Raw genomic sequence first — 17,970 nt, 5'->3', positions numbered from 1 at the left:
AACCACGCGCGCGAGGGGGTTCATGAACCACCGCGTGAGGGGTCAGAAGGCCGCGTTGTACACCAGGGCGGCGAGCACCGCGCCGATCAGCGGGCCCACGACCGGCACCCATGCGTAACTCCAGTCGGACGTGCCCTTGTTCGGGATGGGCAGCAGCGCGTGTGCGATCCGCGGGCCGAGGTCACGGGCCGGGTTGATCGCGTACCCGGTGGGGCCACCGAGGGAGAGACCGATGCCGACCACCAGCAGCGCGACGAGCAGGACGTTGATGCCCGAACCGTAGACCCCGCCGTCGGTGCCGGGGACCGGGCCGATGCCGATGCCCTTGTTCTCACCGAAGAACAGGATGGGCAGCACCAGGCCGACGGTCGCGATGATCTCGGTGACGAGGTTCGCCACCGGCTTGCGGATCTCCGGCCCGGTGGAGAAGATCCCCAGCGTCGGCTGGGCCTTGTCCTCCTGCGCGTTGGCCGCGAACTGCGCGTAGTACACGCCCCATGTCAGCGCCGCGCCGATGAGCGCCCCGATGAGCTGCGCCGCGATGTACAGCGGCACCTTCGACCACGGCGTGCCGCCCGCGACGGCGGAGCCGAGGGTGACGGCCGGGTTGAGGTGGCCGCCGGACAGCGGCGCCGAGGTGTAGGCCCCGGCGAGCACGCCGAGGCCCCAGCCGAACGCGATGGCCACCCAGCCGGCCGCCTTCGCTTTGGAGTAGTGCAGCGTGACGGCGGCGCAGACGCCCGCGCCGAAGAGAATCAGGATCGCGGTGCCGATGACTTCACCGACGAATATGTCCCCATTGGAATACATCTGCGGCTCCTTGGGCCCTTGCCCGGGGAACGGACCCCGGTCCTCCGTGCAGGGTGCGTACTTCTCCCACGGCCCGGCCACAGATTTCCGGACGCGCCACGGCAGTCGTACAGGGCGGAGCGGACGGCCGTGTTGTCCCGCATCCCGCCCGGCCTCCGCGACGAGCGTGTCAGTACGGCAGGGCGCCGGTGGGGCACAGGAACGCGCGGCGTCACCACGCGGTCGGGGGAAGCCTGCGTACGGCACGCCGACTGACACCCGGAAGTGTTCACCGGCCGTGATGGAGCGTCAAGGACATGGACGGCAACGACTGACACCACTCAGCGCACTACACCCACCACGCGTCCCTCCTGCCCCTTTGCTCGCCGGTGAGGTCACCGGCGGATCCCTGGGGCTCGATGGCGAGAGCCTCCGGACGCCTGAGGCTCGACGGCCTGGGCGTCGAGGCCGCCGGCATACGCCCTGGGCACCGGGCCGGGCGCCGGGCTGGATGTTGGGCCGGACGCTGAGCCGGGTGACGGGCTGGGTGTCCGGCTGGGCGCCGGGTCGGGAATCGGGTTGGGCATCCGGCTGGGCGCCGGGTCGGGTATCGGGTTGGGCATCCGGCCTCGGCGCACCTCGTGGTGATGCGTACCGTACCGGCGCAGCACCCAGCTCGCGCCGGCCAGCCCCTTCGCCGCCTTCTTGAGCGGGGCGAGCGAGGCGGCCGCTTCGGCGTGCCCGGCGACCGCGCCGGCCGGGCACACCACCGTCGCCAGCGACAGCGTTACGGGACGCCCGCCCGCCGACCACGGCACGTCCAGTACGGCCGCGGCGATCGCCTCCAGCCCCTCCGGATCGGTCAGCACCAGGAAGTCGTCGCCCCCGATGTGCCCCACCCGGCAGGCCGCGTCGCCGCGCGCCGCCCGGGCCAGCGCCGCGCCCACCGCACGGATCAGCTCGTCCCCCGCCGCGAACCCGGCACCGTCGTTGACCTGCTTGAACCCGTCCACGTCCAGCCAGCTCAGGGCCACGGCGCGGCCCTGCCCGAGCCGCCGGTCCACCTCGCTGTTGACGGCGTCGGAACCCGGCAGCCGGGTCAGTGGGTTGAGCCGCGCGGCCTCCTCCACCCGGCTCTCCGCCAGCGCCCGCAGGATGTCCGCCAGATGCACCACCCCGATGCACCGCCCCCGATCGTCCACCACCGCCACGTCGTCACCCGTACGGTCCCGATCGCCGTCCGCGATGACGTCCAGCACCTCCCACGCGCCCGCGCCCGCGCCGACCGTACGCGGCCGGTCGCCCAGCCGCAGCGCCGGCCGGTCCGCGTACAGCGCGTGCCCGTACCGCCCGGACAGCGACAGCAGGAACCGGTCCCGGTCCACCGCCCGTACGGGAACGCCGTTCGCGTCCACCAACAGCACCCCGGAGACGTCCGGCAGCCCCGTGAGCCGCCGCCGCACCTCCTCCGCCGAAGCGGTCACCGGCAACAACGCGGCCGGCTGCAGAAACTGCCGGACGGGCGGACCGTCCTGGGCTCCGGTGGGCATGGCGGAGGAGGGGGGCGGGGCCTGGTTCTGGGCTGGGCTCGGCCCGGGCGCGGACGGGGGCGGGCCCTGGACCGGGCTCGCCGACCGCACCTGCGCCGGCACGAAGACCTCGGCCGTCGGCCGGCGCGCGGGCGGCGCGAAGAGGTGCCCCTGGGCGAGCTGCGCGCCGGCCCGCAGCACCGCCGCGTAACTCCGCTCGGTCTCCACCCCCTCCACCGCCAGCAGCCCGCCCAGCTCGTCGCAGAGCTGCCGCACCGTCCGCACCACCGCCGCGCGCCCCGGCCGGGCGTCCAGGTCCGTGCAGAGCGAGGCATCCAGCTTGATCACGTCCGGCGCCAGGTCACCCAACAGCCGCAGGGGGATGTCCCCGTCGCCCACCCCGTCCACGCAGATCCGGAAGCCGTCGGCGCGCAGGCCCGCCACCGCCTCCAGCAGCGCGCGGGCCGGTACATGCGTGTACGGCCCGGTCAGATCCAGGGTGATCTCGCACGGCCGCCGCCCCACCGCACGCACCGCGGCGCGCAGTGCGGTCAGCTCCGGCACCTCCGCCGCGGTGGTCGCGAAGAGGTTCACCTGCAGCGGCAGCAGCGTCTCGCGCTGCGTGGCGTGCCGCACCGCGAGCGCGGCCAGCTCGACGTCGATGCCGGGGGAGCGGCGGGCCTGGGTGAGCACGTCCCCGTGCTCGGGGCGGGCGAGTATCTCCAGGGCGGCGACGGAACCGGTCGTGAGGTTCACGACGGGCTGGTAGGCGAATCGGAGCTGGTCCGTCCAGGCAGGCACGCGGACAGCATGCCCCCCTCCAGCCCCTTGCGCAGCAGGGTTCACGCGGTGTTCACGCACCCTTCGACGGCATCGGGAGAATGCGCCGCCCGGCGGGCGACGGCACGGGGTCGCGGCGGGCTGTGCGGCCGGCGGGCCGGTACCGGCGGCGGGCTCCGCCCGAGGGGCGCCCCGCGCCCGTGACGCGGGCCGTACCGCCCCGGTACAGTCACCCGGCGCGATCAAGCCGCCCACCGGGGAGGAGACCGCATGGCCGAGGACAACGTGCCGGACACGAGGCCCGCACCGCCCGCAACGGCGGTCCGCCTGACCGACCTCACCAAGGATTTCGGCACCGTACGCGCCGTCGACCACGCCGAACTCGTCATCCAGGAAGGCGAGTTCTTCTCCCTCCTCGGCCCCTCGGGCTCGGGCAAGTCGACCCTCCTCCGGCTCATCGCCGGCTTCGAAAGCCCCACCTCCGGCCGCGTCGAACTGGCCGGCCGCGACGTCACCGCCCTGCCCCCGCACCGCCGCGACGTGCATACCGTCTTCCAGGACTACGCCCTCTTCCCGCACATGACCGTCGAGCAGAACGTCGGCTATGCGCTGCGCGTCGCCGGCGTCCGCAAGGACGAACGCCGGGCCCGGGCCCGCGAGGCGCTCGCCACCGTACGGCTCGAGGACTACGGCGACCGGCGCCCGGCACAGCTCTCCGGCGGCCAGCGGCAGCGCGTCGCCCTCGCCCGCGCCCTCGTCGACCGCCCCGGACTGCTCCTCCTGGACGAGCCGCTCGGCGCCCTGGACCTCAAGCTCCGCCAGGAAATGCAGACCGAGCTCAAACAGATCCAGCGCACCACCGGCATCACCTTCCTGCTGGTCACCCACGACCAGGAGGAGGCGCTGACGATGAGCGACCGGGTCGCCGTGCTCGACGGCGGCCGCATCGCGCAGACCGGCCCGCCCCTGGAGATCTACGACCGCCCGGCCACCGCCTTCGTCGCCGGATTCGTGGGGGTGACGAACCTGGTCCGCGGCGCGGCAGCACAGCGACTGACCGGCCGCCCGGGCACGTACAGCATCCGCCCCGAACGCATACGGATCACGCCACTCGACGACGGCCTGGAGACGGCGGGCCCGGGGGAGCGGTCGGTGACCGGCCGGATCACCGATATCGCCCACGCCGGCCCGCACACCCGCTTCCGCGTCCGCCTCGACGAGGGCGGCGACCGGCTGACCGTACTCCGCCTGAACACCTCCGGGCCCGCCCTGCCGGCCCGCACCGACACCCCCGTACGCCTCGCCTGGGACGCCGCCGACGCGTATCCCGTACCGGGCTGAGGGCCCGCGCCGCCCATCCTGGCCGGCGCACGGGCCTGAAGTGCGAGCGCCGCGTGGCGACTTGACCCGATCGTGTCCCGACGCGCACTGGTGGAGCGCCGCCTTGATCCGGATACTGGCTCCGCTCGGAGCCTGTGTCTGACGCCGTGTGCGACGGGAGAGAACCGGATGCGCAACACGAACGTGTGGAAGGCCGCCGCGGCGGCCACGGTCCTGCTGCTGGCCGTAGGGTGCGGCTCCGGGGGAAACAGCGGAGGCGGCGACGACCGGGGCGGCGGCTTCCGCGCACCGGACGTCCCCATGAAGAAGACGCTCGGCAAGGGCGAGGGCGAGGTCAACGTCATCGCCTGGGCCGGCTACGCCGAGGACGGCTCCAACGACCCCAAGACCGACTGGGTCCACCCCTTCGAGAAGCAGACCGGCTGCAAGGTCAACACCAAGATCGCAGGGACCTCCGACGAGATGGTCTCGCTGATGAAGACCGGTCAGTACGACACGGTCTCCGCCTCCGGCGACGCCACCCTCCGCCTGATCGCCTCCGGCGACGCGGCACCCGTCAACACCGAGCTCGTCCCGAACTACAAGGACATCTTCGCGGGCCTCAAGAAGCAGCCGTTCAACTCCGTCGACGGGCAGATGTACGGCATCCCGCACGGCCGCGGCGCCAACCTCCTCATGTACCGCACCGACAAGGTCAAGCCGGCCCCCGACTCCTGGCGGGCCGTCTTCGAGGACGCCCCGAAGCACGCCGGGAAGGTCACCGCCTACGACTCGCCCATCTACATCGCCGACGCCGCGCTGTACCTGATGAAGACCGAGCCGCAACTGGGCATCAAGAACCCCTACGCGCTGGACCAGAAGCAACTGGACGCCGCCGTCGCGCTTCTGAAGAAGCAGCACGGCAGCATCGGCGAGTACTGGAGCGACTACCAGAAGGAAGTCACGGCCTTCAAGGGCGGCGACAGCGTCATCGGCACCACCTGGCAGGTCATCGCCAACCTCACCGAGGCCGAGAAGGCCCCGGTCAAGGCCGTCCTGCCCAAGGAGGGCGCCACCGGCTGGTCGGACACCTGGATGGTCGCCGCCAAGGCCCAGCACCCTAACTGCGCCTACAAATGGCTCGACTGGATCGTCTCGCCGAAGGTGAACGCCCAGGTCGCCGAGTACTTCGGCGAGGCCCCCGCGAACGCCGAGGCGTGCAAGGAGACCGCCGACCCCCAGCACTGCGCCACTTACCACGCAGATGACGAGAGCTACTACAAGCGCGTGCATTTCTGGACCACCCCAGTGAAGCAGTGCCTGGACGGCAGGACAAACGTGCAGTGCACCGACTACGCCCAGTGGACACGCGCCTGGACGGAGATCAAGGGCTGAGAGCGAGCCGGTGACCTCGGTGCCTTCGCCTTCGGATACTTCGGATGCTTCGACTGCGGAGACTGCTGCTTCGATGCCGTCAGGGACTTCGGTGCCTTCCGGCACCTCCCGCACGGGAGCGCGGCTGAGGCTGGCGGCGCTGCTCACGCCGCCCCTGCTGTGGCTGGGCCTCGCCTACCTCGGCTCGCTCGCCGTGCTGCTCCTGTCCGCCTTCTGGACCACCGACAGCTTCACCTCCGACGTCGTCCATATCTGGAACACCGACAACTTCCGCACCCTCTTCACCGATCCCGTCTACGGCACCATCACGCTGCGCACCCTCGGCGTCGCCGTCGCCGTCACCCTGATCGACGCCCTCCTCGCCCTGCCCATGGCCTTCTTCATGGCACGGGTGGCGTCGGAGTGGTGGCGGCGCGCCCTGCTCGTGGCCGTGCTCATGCCCCTGTGGGCCGGTTACCTCGTCAAGGCGTACGCCTGGCGCGTCATGCTCGGCGAACACGGCCTGGTCAACGCGGTACTCGCCCCGCTCGGCCTGACCGGCCCCGGCTACGGCCTGCCCGCCGCCGTCCTCGTCCTCGCCTACCTCTGGCTCCCGTACATGATCCTCCCCGTCTTCGCCGCTCTCGAGCGGCTGCCCACCCCGCACCTGGAGGCATCCGCGGACCTCGGTGCCGGCGCCTGGCGTACCTTGCGCCTCGTCGTCCTGCCCGCCGTGCGTCCCGCCCTGCTCGCCGGCTCCGTCTTCACCTTCTCCCTCAGCCTCGGTGACTACCTCACCGTCCAGATCGTCGGCGGCCGCACCCAATTGCTCGGCAACGTGATCGCGTCACAGGTGACCCTCGATCTCCCGCTGGCCGCCGCGCTCTCGGCCGTACCGGTCGTACTGATCGTCTGCTACCTGGCGGCCGTTCGGCGCGCGGGTGCGCTGGATTCACTGTGACCCCCGTACTCAGTGCTGCGGTCCCGTGCTCAGCATGTCCCGTACTCAGCGTGGTGACCTTGTACTCACAGTGACAACGGGCCGCCGGACGCCCCGGTTCCCGCCTCGGAGGAGGAATTTGAGGTGCATCTGACCCGCACCGCCCGCGTCGTGCTCGGCGTGCTCATGGCCGCCGGGTTGGCGGTCGTCCACGTGCCCCTGCTCCTGGTCGTCCTCAACTCCTTCAACGCCGACCGCTCCTTCGCCTGGCCGCCCAGCGGGCTGACCGGCGAATGGTGGGTGCGTGCCGCACACAGCCAGGGCGTGCGGGACGCCCTGTGGACCTCCCTGCAGGCCGGCCTCGCCGCCACCGCCATCGCGCTCGTCCTCGGCGTACTGGCCGCCTTCGCCGTTCACCGGCACCGCTTCTTCGGCCGGCAGACGGTCTCGTTCCTGGTCGTGCTGCCCATCGCGCTGCCGGGCATCGTCACCGGCATCGCGCTCAACGCGGCCTTCCGCACCGTCCTGGACCCGCTCGGCATCGGCTTCGGCCTGTTCACCGTGATCGTCGGCCACACGACCTTCTGCGTCGTCATCGTCTTCAACAACGTCGCCGCCCGGCTGCGCCGTATCGCGCCCTCGCTCGCTGAGGCATCCGCCGACCTGGGCGCCCGCCCCGCCCAGACCTTCCGCTATGTCACGCTGCCCGCGCTGCGCTCGGCCCTCTTCGCGGGCGCCCTGCTCGCTTTCGCGCTCTCCTTCGACGAGATCGTGGTCACCACGTTCACCGCGGGACCGGGCACGAAGACGCTGCCCATCTGGATCTACGAGAACCTGGCCCGCCCGAACCAGGCCCCCGTCATCAACGTCGTCGCCGCCCTGCTCATCGCCCTGTCGGTGATCCCGGTGTACGTGGCCCAGCGACTGTCGTCGGACTCGGCCGGCGGGCGGCTCTGAACCCAGTAGGAGGGCGGGGAGGGGGCCTACTGGGCGTTCTCCGCGAGCCACTTGCGGGCGATCTCGTCCAGCTCGGCGTCCCGGCCCGCCAGCATCATGCGGATCATCTGCGCGTCACCGCGCAGCGACCAGGCCGGGTGCCCGAAGGTGGCCGGGTTGTTGCCCTCGATGAGGAAGTGCGCGGGCCAGGCCGTCCCGTAACCGATCAGCGGCAGCCCGAGCAGCAGCTTCCGGCGCCGCCGTATCAGCCCGTACGCCGAGACCGCGAGCCCCGTGAGCGTGCCCGTCAGGTGCACCCACCGGGTCGCGGCCTTGGAGTGCATCGCGACGTAGTACGGCCAGAAGTCCTCGTAGGTGGCGAATTCCCGTGTCGTCATGGGCGCACGGTAGCGCCGGCGCGCGGCGGCTGTCAGTGGCGTCCGGCGAGCGACTTCCGCGCGACGGGGAAGTCGAAGTAGGTGTCGGGGAACGTCTCCGGCTGGAAGGTGTAGTGCCACCATTCGTTCTCGTAGTTCACAAAACCGGTCTTCTCCAGCCCGTCCTTCAGAAGCAGCCGGTTCTTCCGCTGCTCTCCCTTGATGCGCGGGTCGAGGGTGTGCGCCAAGGTGTCGAAGCAGTCGAAACCGGTCCCCATGTCGAGCGAGTTGTCGGGGAACCGCTCGTCCTGCGGGCCGTAGCAGGGAAGCAGCGGCTCACCGGGCACGTACGGGCGGGTAGGCAGCGCCGGCAGCTTCGCCAGGGTCAGGTCCACCGTGCTGCCCCGGCTGTGCCCGGACTTCTCCGCGATGTACCCGTCCTCGAAGAGCGTCGACTTGTCGACCTGTGGATAGAACTCGCCCTTCATGCGCTGGTCGTCCAGGTCCTTGGCCCACTCCACGAAGTGGTTCACCGCCCGCTGCGGCCGATAGCAGTCGTACACCTTCAGCGTGTAGCCCTCCTTGAGGAAGGACATCTGCGCACGGTGCAGCGCCTCCGCCGCGTCCCGCGTCAGGAGGCACATCGGCTTCTCGTAACCGGTGACCGGTACGCCCATGAAGTTGTGCGGCGTGTAGTACCGGATCTCCTGCCGGATCGTCGGATCCACATCCCGCAGCGCCACGAACTCCTTGGGCGCCTTGGGGTCCTTGGCGCCCTTCGCCGGTACGGCCGGCGCGGAGGACAGCGTTCCGTGCGGCTGCTGGGCCTCGGCCCCCGAGGGCAGGGCGGCGACGGAGACCAGGGTGGCGGCGGTGACGGCGAGGCCGCGCAGCGCGGCAGCAAGTCTTGGCATGCCCATCGTCTACCAGGACCGGCCCTACCGGCGGAAGACCACCACGCGCGGACGAAGGTGTCGCGTCCCGCCCGAGCACCGCGTCAGCGTGCCGTCAGCTCCACCACCGCCAGAGGCCCCGCCGGATGGACCCTGCTCACCTCCAGCCCCGCCTCGTCAGAGCTCCGCCCCGTCCCCGTCTCCGCGGATCCGCACCCCGTACTCCACGGGCTCCCCGTCCGCCCGGCTCACCACCACACGTCCCGCTTCCCACCGTGACTCCATCCGTTCAACGCATGGGCGCTCCCAACCGTCCCCGGAATCCGGCACCACAATTCCGCCGCCCTTGCGCCCCGGAGCCGGCGCCCAGACCTCCAGCTCGATACCGCCGTCCGCGCCCGTCACCGGCAGCACCGCACCCGCCCGCGCCAGCACCGGAATCCGCGCGAGCGGCGCCTCGACCACCACCTGCCCCGGCCCGTCGTACGCCTCGCCGGTCGCCGTGTCGTACCACCGCCCGCGCGGCAGCCGCACGGCCCGCCGCCGCGTCCCTTCCTCCAGTACCGGCGCCACCAGCAGCGCGTCACCCAGCAGGAACGCGTCCTCGCAGTCGCGCAGCCCCCGGTCGCGCGGCGCGCCCCACCACAGCGGGCGCACATACGGAGCACCGGTCAGCCGGGCCAGGTGCCCCAGCGTGTACACGTAGGGGAGCAGCCGCTCGCGTTCGAGCGCCGCCGCGCGCGCGTGCTCCAAGACCTCCTCCCCGAACTCCCACGGCTCCCGGCGCCCCGCGTCGTGCGCACAGTGCGTACGGAACAGCGGAAGGTAAGCGCCGAGCTGGAACCACCGCAGGTACAGCTCGCCCGACGGCACCCCCGCATAGCCCCCGATGTCCGGGCCGCTGTACGGAATGCCGCACAGCCCCAGGCCCAGCACCAGCGACAAGGAGGCCCGGAGTCCCGGCCATCCGGACGCCACGTCCCCCGACCACGTGCCCCCGTAGCGCTGCAACCCAGCCCATCCGGAGCGCGAGAAGAGGAACGGCCGCTCCTCGGGGCGCAGTTCACACAGCCCCTCATAGCCGGCGCGAGCCATCGCCAGCCCGTAGACGTTGTGCGCCTCCCGGTGGTCCCCGCCCCGGCCCTCCAGGGCGTGCCGCGCGGACCGGGGGAGCGTCGGGTCCCCGAACGCCGCGAAGGACGACGGCTCGTTCATGTCGTGCCACACGCCCGCGAACCCCTGTGCCAGCCGCTCCGCGTACAGCCCGCCCCACCACTTGCGCACCCGGGCGTCCGTGAAGTCGGGGAAGACCGCCTCGCCCGGCCAGACCGCGCCCCGTACCTCGCGCCCGCGCGCCTCCCGTACGAACGCGTCGGCCGCCGCCCCGCTCTCGTACACCGCGTTCCCCGGCTCCGCCTTCACCCCGGGGTCGACGATCGACACCAGCCGCACCCCTTCCTGGCGCAGCTCCGAGGCGAGCCCCGGCAGGTCGGGGAAGCGCGTGCGGTCCACCGTGAACACCCGGTGGCCGTCAAAGTGGTCGATGTCCAGGTGGAGCGCCGTCAGCGGCACACCGCGCGCACGGTAACCGGCGGCCACCCGCCGCACCTCCGCGGCATCACCGAAACCGAACCGGGCGTGCTGGTGTCCGAGAGCCCAGCGCGGCGGCAGCGCGGGCGCACCCGTGAGCGACGCCCACCCGTGCAGCACCCGGGCCGGCGTCCCCGTCAGCACCCAGTACCGCAGCGGACCGCCGTCCATCCGCAGCTCGCAGGAACCGGCCCGGTCGTGCCCCGAGCCCCGGCCCTCCTCGCCCTCGTGCAGCGTGACCCGCCCGTCCCAGGAGTTGTCGTGGAAGACCAGGTGCGTACCCGCGTCCGCGACGACCAACTGCACCGGCATGGTCAGCGACAGCGGATCGTCGCCCGGACCGAACGCGCCCCCGGGGTCGGTGTTCCACAACCGGTACGTGCCGCCCCGGAGCCGTGGCCCGCCGGCGCGGCCGCCCAGCCCGAAGAACCGCGCGTCCGCCGCCACCTCGGAGCGCTGCACCCACCGCGACTCCCCGTACATCCCGACCCGCGCGCCTTCTTCGGGCGCAGCCGCCTCGTCCGGGCCGCCCCCGGGCACAGCATCGCGCCCCGATGCGCCCTCCGGCACCAGGTCCCACCACCGTGGCGGCAGCTCCCGACGCAGCACCACCCCGCCCGGCGTACGGATCTCCACCGCGCCGTACCGCGACACCGCGACCGTCACCCGCTCCGAGACCACACGCCAGCCGCCCTCGGTGTCCGGCTCCAGCTCCGCCCGGCCGTCCGCCTCAGGGCCCGTCCCCACCAACGCGTACGACGGCTCCGGCACCGCCCCGTCCCAGCCGCAGAACACCGCGCCGCCCGCCGTCACCCGGATGCGCAGCGAGGACCGCGCGAACCGCACCACCCCGCCACCCGGCTGCGGCTCCGCCCCCACCGCCGTACCCGGTACTCGTGCCCGCTCCGCACCCCGTGGTGGCAGCCCGGCCGCGTCCGCCCGCCTCCGGCGCAGCGCCGACCGCACCGACAACCACCCCTGTGCGGCGCCCACTGCCCTGACCGTCCGTGCCGACCGCACCAGATCCCGCCCGTCCATACCGTCAGCCTGCCACCGACATACGTCGATGACGGCATCGTTCAGCTTCCGTTCACCTGCGTTGACCTGCTGTGTCCGTAAAAGAGACACCCCGCTCCGGGAGCAGCGGCCCGCCTCCGGACACGCCCTTCACACCGTGGTCGCGCCACACACTCCTCCGCCCGAATGTGGGGTGCCCACCCTGGTGCAGGAGTCGATCACGTGGCATCGTCCTGACCAGTCGTGTCCTGCGCACCCCTACGGACGCGTCGGGCACCGCCGGACCGGGACGGCCGGCGGCACCGCCCACCGCAGCGCACGGACCGGCACACCAACCGTGTACAGCCCGGGAGCCGCATGATGACCACCGCACCGCAGCCCGCACCCCACCCGGAGCCCCTGTGGCAGCCCGGCGCGGACCGTATCGCCGGAGCACAGGTCACCCGCTTCCAGGAGTGGGCCGCCGCCCACCATGGCGCGCCCGCCGCCACCCCCGGTGACCCCGCCGCGAGCTACGCCGCACTGCACCGTTGGTCCGTCGACGAGCTGAGCACCTTCTGGCGCGCCACCGCCGAATGGTTCGACGTCCGCTTCAGCACCCCGTACGACACCGTGCTCGCCGACGCCACGATGCCCGGCGCCCGCTGGTTCCCCGGCGCCACCCTCAACTACGCCGAGCACGCCCTGCGCGCCGGCGAGGACCCCGCCAGGGCCGCCGACCCCGCCCTCCTGCACGTCGACGAGAGCCACGAACCCACCCCCGTCACCTGGGCCGAACTCCGCGCCCAGGTCGGCTCGCTGGCCGCCGAACTCCGCCGCCTCGGCGTCCGTCCCGGCGACCGCGTCAGCGGCTACGTACCCAACATCCCGCAGGCCGTCGTCGCCCTCCTGGCCTCCGCCGCCGTCGGCGCCGTCTGGACCTCCTGCGCCCCCGACTTCGGCGCCCGCAGCGTCCTCGACCGCTTCCAGCAGGTCGAACCGGTCGTCCTGTTCACCGTCGACGGCTACCGCTACGGCGGCAAGGAACACGACCGCCGCGCCACAGTGGCCGAGCTGCGCGCCGAACTCCCCAGCCTCACCGCCGTCGTGCACATCCCGCTCCTCGGTACCGAAGCACCCGAAGGCGCACTCCACTGGGACGACATCGTCTCCCGGGACGAAGAGCCCGTCTTCGAACAGGTGCCGTTCGACCACCCCCTGTGGGTCCTGTACTCCTCCGGCACCACCGGCCTCCCCAAGGCCATCGTCCAGTCCCAGGGCGGCATCCTCCTCGAACACCTCAAGCAGGCCGGCCTCCACTGCGACCTCGGCCCCGAGGACCGCTTCTTCTGGTACACCTCCACCGGCTGGATGATGTGGAACTTCCTCGCCGCCGGCCTCCTCGTGGGCTCCACGATCGTCCTGTACGACGGCAGCCCCGGCTTCCCCGACACCGGCGCCCAGTGGGCCATCGCCGAACGCACGGGCGCCACCCTCTTCGGCACCTCCGCCGCCTACGTCATGGCCTGCGCCAAGGCCGGCGTCCACCCCGGACGCGACTACGACCTCTCCCGCGTCAAGTGCGTCGCCACCACCGGCTCCCCACTGCCCCCCGACGGCTTCCGCTGGCTGCACGACGAAGTCGCCGAAGACCTCTGGATCGCCTCCGTCAGCGGCGGCACCGACGTCTGCAGCTGCTTCGCCGGCGCCGTCCCCACCCTCCCGGTCTACATCGGCGAACTCCAGGCCCCCTGCCTCGGCACCGACGTCCGGGCATGGGACCCCCAGGGCAAGCCCCTCACCGACGAGGTCGGCGAACTCGTCGTCACCAACCCGCTGCCCTCCATGCCGATCCGCTTCTGGAACGACCCCCACGGCAGCCGCTACCGGGACAGCTACTTCGAGATGTACCCCGGCGTCTGGCGGCACGGCGACTGGATCACCCGCACCGCACGCGGCACCGTCGTCATCCACGGCCGCTCCGACTCCACCCTCAACCGCCAGGGCGTCCGCATGGGCTCCGCCGACATCTACGAAGCCGTCGAACGCCTCCCCGAAATCCGCGAATCCCTCGTCATCGGCCTCGAACTCCCCGACGGCGGCTACTGGATGCCCCTCTTCGTCCACCTCGCCGAAGGCGCCGCCCTCGACGACGACCTGCGCGGCCGCATCAAGCAGACCATCCGCACCCAGCTCTCGCCGCGCCACGTCCCCGACGACATCATCGAAGCCCCCGGCGTACCGCACACCCTCACCGGCAAGCGCATCGAAGTCCCGGTCAAGCGCCTCCTCCAGGGCACCCCGCTGGAAAAGGCCGTCAACCCCGGCTCCGTCGACAACCTCGAACTCCTCCGGTTCTACGAGCGGATCGCCGCCGACCGCGCAAAGTGATCAAGAGCCGCCGGACATGCCTGGTCATGGGCGGTTCCGGCGGCTCACGCACGCCATTGTCAGACCCCTCGCTTACGCTCGGTGAGCAATGAGTCGCCAACGATGACGACTCACGGACTCGGGCCGGCCGGCCCGAGCCCGCTCGCCGGCAACACCAAGGGGGAAACCATGACCAGCACCGCACGCCGCGCCCGGCCCGCCACCGAGCCCGCCGCCGGACACCACCGCACCACCCGCCGCGCCCGCGGACCCGCAGGCCACGCCCGCCGCCGAACCGCTGCCGCCCGGCGCCGGATCGGCCGCGAAATCCCCGGCACCCTCGCCGTCCTGCCGACACCGAACGACCTCGCGGCCATGAGCCGCTACCGCACCTTCCCCTTCACCGGCCAGGACCACCCCGGCTACCTCCGCCGGCTCGACGGCCTGCTCCGCACCCTCGCAGCGCAGGGCCGGCACACCACCCTCACCCTCTTCGACCCCGCCGAATACGCCGCCTACTGCACCGACAACGGACTGCACCCCGACCGCCCCGAAAGCCGCGCCCGCTACACCACCGAGCTGGCCGCCGCCGGCGCCACCGTCCCGTACACCGGACGACGGCTCACCGACACCCTGCCCGCGCTCCTCGACGAGGCCGACCGCCAGGACACCTGGGACCGCGCCGGTACCCTCCTCGCCACCGCAGGCCGCTGTCCCACCTGCGACGGCGACACCGCCCACGACGCCTTCGAAAACGCCTCCCAGGCCATGCTCCGGCTCCTCGACGCCCTGGGACCCGGCAGACACCACCTCGTCTGCAGCGTCCCCGCCGGCGACGGCAGCCCGCTGCTCGCGGCGCTGCACGCCACGGCGCACCCCGACGGCCGCCTCCACCTGGCCGAAGCCGAAGCACTGATCTTCTGCACGGTGCTCGCCGCCGGCATCGCCCTGCGCCGCCCGGGCGGCGTCGTCGCCCGCACCCTCGACGACGAGCACGGCGACGAAGTACGCGGCTGGTCCCTGCACGGCACCTGGCTGCGCGCCCTCACCGCCGCCGAGGTCTTCTCCGCGTACTGCACCGACGCCAGGACCGGCGACCCCGTCTCACCCGAGCCGGGCGTCGACTACCTCCCCGGCATCGCCGTGCCGCCGCCCGCATACCCCCACCAGCACTGCGGGGACACGTAACAGGCCGGCGGGCAGCCCGCCCGAAACGCCGATGGCCGCCCCGCCACAAGGGCGGGACGGCCATCGGAACTCGGCATCACCACACGGCACTGCGCCGTCGAGGAGAACCTGCGGTCACTCCCCGGAGAGCACCGCCTGCGCCGCCAGACGGGCCTCCTCGGCGGTGTCCGCCGCACGCGCCGCCGACGCGGCACGCTCGCACTGCGCCAGCGTGTGCTTCGCCAGCGTCGCGCGCACGTAAGGAAGCGACGCCGCACCCATGGAAAGGCTGGTGACGCCCAGTCCCGTCAGCACACACGCGAGCAGCGGGTCGGAAGCCGCCTCGCCGCACACACCACAGCTCTTGCCCTCGGCCTTGGCCGCCTCCGCGGAGATCGCCACCAGGTCGAGCAGCGCGGGCTGCCACGGGTCCTGCAGCCGGGACACCGCACCGACCTGACGGTCGGCGGCAAAGGTGTACTGCGCCAGGTCATTGGTGCCCAGCGACAGGAACTCCACCTCCTGCAGGATCGAACGCGCCCGCAGAGCAGCGGAGGGAATCTCCACCATCGCGCCGAACTTCGCCTGCAGCCCCGCCTCACGGCACGCGTCGGCGAACGCCTTGGCGTCCGTACGGTCCGCCACCATCGGCGCCATGACCTCGAGGTAGACCGGCAGCCCCTCCGCGGCCTTGGCCAGCGCGGTGAGCTGGGTCCGCAGCACGTCGGGGTGGTCGAGCAGGGTACGCAGACCCCGCACGCCCAGCGCCGGGTTCGGCTCGTCCGAAGGCGTCAGGAAGTCCAGCGGCTTGTCCGCGCCCGCGTCCAGCACGCGCACGACGACCCGGCCCTCGGGGAACGCCTCCAGCACCTGGCGGTACGCCTCGACCTGCTTCTCCTCCGACGGCGCGTTCTTGCTGTCGTCGAGGAACAGGAACTCCGTACGGAACAGCCCGACGCCCTCGGCACCGGCCTCCACCGCCGCCGGCACGTCCGCAGGACCGCCGACGTTCGCCAGCAGCGGCACCTTGTGCCCGTCGGACGTCGCGCCAGGACCGGTGGCGGCGGCCAGCGCGGCCTTCCGCTCCGCGGCCGCCCGCTCCATCTCGGCGCGCTTCTCGTCGCTCGGGTTCACGAAGATCTCCCCGGTGGAGCCGTCCACGGCCACCACCGTGCCCTCGACCAGCTCGTGCGCACCCGGAAGCGCGACCACGGCCGGCACGCCCAGTGCCCGCGCAAGAATCGCGCTGTGGCTGGTCGGCCCGCCCTCCTCGGTCACGAAGCCGAGCACCAGCGAAGGGTCCAGCAGCGCCGTGTCGGCCGGCGCGAGGTCCCGCGCGATCAGCACGTACGGCTCGTCGCTGTCCGGCACACCCGGCATCGGCACGCCCAGCAGCCGCGCGACGATGCGGTTCCGCACGTCGTCCAGGTCCGCGACCCGGCCCGCCAGGTACTCGCCGGCACCGGCCAGCAGCGCCCGGTAGGCGGCGAACGCGTCGTACACACCACGCTCGGCCGTGCTGCCCACCGCGATCCGGCGGTCGACGTCGGCCATCAGCTCGGGGTCCTGGGCCATCATGGCCTGGGCCTCCAGGACCGCCTGCGCCTCACCGCCCGCGAGGTTGCCGCGGGCGATCAGGTCGGCGGCCACGGCTTCCACGGCCTGGCGGGCGCGCCCCTGCTCGCGCTCCGCTTCCTCGGCGGGGATCTGCTTGGCCGGCGGTTCCAGCACCGCCGTCCCCATGTGCCGCACCTCGCCTATGGCGACACCGTGGCTCACGCCGACGCCTCGCAGCGTTGTCTCCATTGCACCCGTCTCCGTGTGATGCGACGGTCATTGCCGTCGCGTTGAACTGTCGTACGTGCGGTCCGGTGGGACCGCTCGGTACACGCTGCCGTCCGCGCGCGCCACGCGCGCGTGCCCTACGGAACGGCGCCGCGCATCACTGCCAGCTGAAGAGCTGGTCTCCGGCTTTTACGTCGCCGTCCTCGCGCACGTCACCGAGCGCGTCGGCGGTGGCCTCCAGGGCGACGACGGGGCAGACCGGCGACTTGCCGGCCTCCTCGACGGCGGCGGGGTCCCAGCGGACGACGCCTTGGCCGCGCGTCACGGTGTCCCCCTTGTTGACGAGCAGCTCGAAGCCCTCGCCATTGAGCTGAACGGTGTCGATACCGAGGTGCGTCAGCACTCCGTGCCCGTCGCCGTCGACGACGACGAACGCGTGCGGATGCAGAGATACGACGACACCATCCACGGGCGCGAGCGCCACGGAAGGCTCACGCTCCGGGTCGATCGCGGTACCGGGCCCCACCATCGCGCCGGAGAAGACGGGGTCAGGAACTGCACTGAGCCCGATGGCGCGTCCGGCGAGCGGGGACGTCACGGTGGTCATGGGAAGCCTCCCAGGGGTGGAGATCTATCAGGTCGCCGTCACTACCTGTCCCGGACGGCGCACCGGTCAGAGCGTAAGTCATAAGAAGTGGACACTCCGCACGACAGACGCGAGGCGCGATCACGCGTCTGACGGGGTACCGCTGGACGCTGCCCTTCCCCCGATTTGCCTCGCCCCAACCCCACCTGTACTGTCTTACACCTGCCCCGGAAACGAGGACGCAGTCACTGCGGCCCGAGACCGGGACAGCACCCCATCAGAAGTTCTGATCCGAGAATCTCGGTCAATTCTGTATGCCTGCATTGCCTAGCAATGCGTGCAATGGCTACGGAAAAGAGCGCGGTTCGGAAGGCCGGAAAGGCCTGATAGAGTGTGAAACACCGAAGGGAAGCGCCCGGAGGGCCCGGTGAAACGGGACCAAAGGAAGCGTCCGTTCCTTGAGAACTCAACAGCGTGCCAAAAGTCAACGCCAGATATGTTGATACCCCGTCTCCAGCATCAGCTGGGACGAGGTTCC

13 protein-coding genes are annotated in these 17,970 nt (G+C 72.0%); 6 read left to right on the top strand and 7 right to left on the bottom strand.

Annotated elements, in window-relative coordinates; all coding sequences use genetic code 11:
- Positions 1-42: 42 nt before the first annotated feature.
- Entirely contained in the window at positions 43-810 is a 768-nt protein-coding gene (locus tag IG84_RS0130330; RefSeq protein WP_031064038.1) for an MIP/aquaporin family protein, read from the bottom strand.
- A gap of 374 nt (positions 811-1,184) precedes the next feature.
- A complete protein-coding gene (locus IG84_RS0130325; protein ID WP_078649576.1) occupies positions 1,185-3,119 on the bottom strand; it encodes a GGDEF domain-containing protein in 1,935 nt (644 codons plus the stop codon).
- Between the two features lie 249 nt (positions 3,120-3,368).
- Here IG84_RS0130325 and IG84_RS0130320 point away from each other — a divergent pair, with 249 nt between their 5' ends.
- The 4 genes from IG84_RS0130320 to IG84_RS0130305 all read left to right on the top strand — a co-directional run bounded on the left by IG84_RS0130320 (position 3,369) and on the right by IG84_RS0130305 (position 7,689).
- Positions 3,369-4,439: an ABC transporter ATP-binding protein gene (locus tag IG84_RS0130320; RefSeq protein ID WP_051862643.1), complete on the top strand. Its 1,071-nt coding sequence runs from the start codon at positions 3,369-3,371 to the stop codon at positions 4,437-4,439.
- Positions 4,440-4,607: 168 nt separating this feature from the next.
- A complete protein-coding gene (locus tag IG84_RS0130315; protein ID WP_031064032.1) occupies positions 4,608-5,813 on the top strand; it encodes an ABC transporter substrate-binding protein in 1,206 nt (401 codons plus the stop codon).
- A gap of 73 nt (positions 5,814-5,886) precedes the next feature.
- Positions 5,887-6,753: an ABC transporter permease gene (locus IG84_RS0130310; protein ID WP_051862641.1), complete on the top strand. Its 867-nt coding sequence runs from the start codon at positions 5,887-5,889 to the stop codon at positions 6,751-6,753.
- A gap of 123 nt (positions 6,754-6,876) precedes the next feature.
- Positions 6,877-7,689 (top strand): ABC transporter permease, encoded by an 813-nt coding sequence (locus IG84_RS0130305; protein WP_031064027.1) that lies wholly within the window; start codon positions 6,877-6,879, stop codon positions 7,687-7,689.
- A 26-nt stretch (positions 7,690-7,715) separates the two neighbouring features.
- Here the strand turns inward: IG84_RS0130305 and IG84_RS0130300 are convergent, their stop codons facing one another.
- From IG84_RS0130300 to IG84_RS0130290, 3 genes are all read right to left on the bottom strand, one after another.
- Positions 7,716-8,066 carry an Mpo1-like protein gene (locus tag IG84_RS0130300; RefSeq protein WP_030250566.1) on the bottom strand — a complete coding sequence of 117 codons (351 nt, stop codon included), beginning with the start codon at positions 8,064-8,066 and terminating at the stop codon, positions 7,716-7,718.
- A gap of 32 nt (positions 8,067-8,098) precedes the next feature.
- Positions 8,099-8,959, bottom strand: a complete 861-nt coding sequence (locus tag IG84_RS0130295) for a M15 family metallopeptidase (protein WP_031064024.1) — start codon at positions 8,957-8,959, stop codon at positions 8,099-8,101.
- 156 nt (positions 8,960-9,115) lie between these two features.
- Positions 9,116-11,566: a glycoside hydrolase family 31 protein gene (locus tag IG84_RS0130290; RefSeq protein WP_031064019.1), complete on the bottom strand. Its 2,451-nt coding sequence runs from the start codon at positions 11,564-11,566 to the stop codon at positions 9,116-9,118.
- Positions 11,567-11,905: 339 nt separating this feature from the next.
- Here IG84_RS0130290 and IG84_RS0130285 point away from each other — a divergent pair, with 339 nt between their 5' ends.
- Positions 11,906-13,915: an acetoacetate--CoA ligase gene (locus tag IG84_RS0130285; protein WP_031064017.1), complete on the top strand. Its 2,010-nt coding sequence runs from the start codon at positions 11,906-11,908 to the stop codon at positions 13,913-13,915.
- Positions 13,916-14,083: 168 nt separating this feature from the next.
- Positions 14,084-15,082 (top strand): hypothetical protein, encoded by a 999-nt coding sequence (locus IG84_RS42430; RefSeq protein WP_245659655.1) that lies wholly within the window; start codon positions 14,084-14,086, stop codon positions 15,080-15,082.
- Positions 15,083-15,196: 114 nt separating this feature from the next.
- On the opposite strand, the gene ptsP is transcribed toward IG84_RS42430, so the two are convergent.
- Together ptsP and IG84_RS0130270 are read right to left on the bottom strand one after the other, a co-directional pair.
- Positions 15,197-16,867 (bottom strand): phosphoenolpyruvate--protein phosphotransferase, encoded by a 1,671-nt coding sequence (ptsP, locus tag IG84_RS0130275; RefSeq protein ID WP_031064011.1) that lies wholly within the window; start codon positions 16,865-16,867, stop codon positions 15,197-15,199.
- A 136-nt stretch (positions 16,868-17,003) separates the two neighbouring features.
- Positions 17,004-17,453, bottom strand: coding sequence for a PTS sugar transporter subunit IIA (locus tag IG84_RS0130270; RefSeq protein WP_031064007.1), 450 nt, complete (start codon positions 17,451-17,453; stop codon positions 17,004-17,006).
- Between the last annotated feature and the right edge of the window lie 517 nt (positions 17,454-17,970).

The organism is Streptomyces ochraceiscleroticus (assembly GCF_000720485.1).
Classification (GTDB): domain Bacteria; phylum Actinomycetota; class Actinomycetes; order Streptomycetales; family Streptomycetaceae; genus Streptomyces; species Streptomyces ochraceiscleroticus.
Note: the sequence above shows the minus strand (reverse complement) of the source record. Positions and strands in the feature narration are given on the sequence as shown.

Excerpts from the sequence above, each read along its gene's own strand:
- IG84_RS0130330 (WP_031064038.1), bottom strand. The coding sequence starts at position 810 with ATGTATTCCAATGGGGACATATTCGTCGGTGAAGTCATCGGCACCGCG.
- IG84_RS0130320 (WP_051862643.1), top strand. The coding sequence starts at position 3,369 with ATGGCCGAGGACAACGTGCCGGACACGAGGCCCGCACCGCCCGCAACG.
- IG84_RS0130315 (WP_031064032.1), top strand. The coding sequence starts at position 4,608 with ATGCGCAACACGAACGTGTGGAAGGCCGCCGCGGCGGCCACGGTCCTG.
- IG84_RS0130310 (WP_051862641.1), top strand. The coding sequence starts at position 5,887 with ATGCCGTCAGGGACTTCGGTGCCTTCCGGCACCTCCCGCACGGGAGCG.
- IG84_RS0130300 (WP_030250566.1), bottom strand. The coding sequence starts at position 8,066 with ATGACGACACGGGAATTCGCCACCTACGAGGACTTCTGGCCGTACTAC.
- IG84_RS0130295 (WP_031064024.1), bottom strand. The coding sequence starts at position 8,959 with ATGCCAAGACTTGCTGCCGCGCTGCGCGGCCTCGCCGTCACCGCCGCC.
- IG84_RS0130290 (WP_031064019.1), bottom strand. The coding sequence starts at position 11,566 with ATGGACGGGCGGGATCTGGTGCGGTCGGCACGGACGGTCAGGGCAGTG.
- IG84_RS0130285 (WP_031064017.1), top strand. The coding sequence starts at position 11,906 with ATGACCACCGCACCGCAGCCCGCACCCCACCCGGAGCCCCTGTGGCAG.
- IG84_RS42430 (WP_245659655.1), top strand. The coding sequence starts at position 14,084 with ATGACCAGCACCGCACGCCGCGCCCGGCCCGCCACCGAGCCCGCCGCC.
- ptsP (WP_031064011.1), bottom strand. The coding sequence starts at position 16,867 with ATGGAGACAACGCTGCGAGGCGTCGGCGTGAGCCACGGTGTCGCCATA.
- IG84_RS0130270 (WP_031064007.1), bottom strand. The coding sequence starts at position 17,453 with ATGACCACCGTGACGTCCCCGCTCGCCGGACGCGCCATCGGGCTCAGT.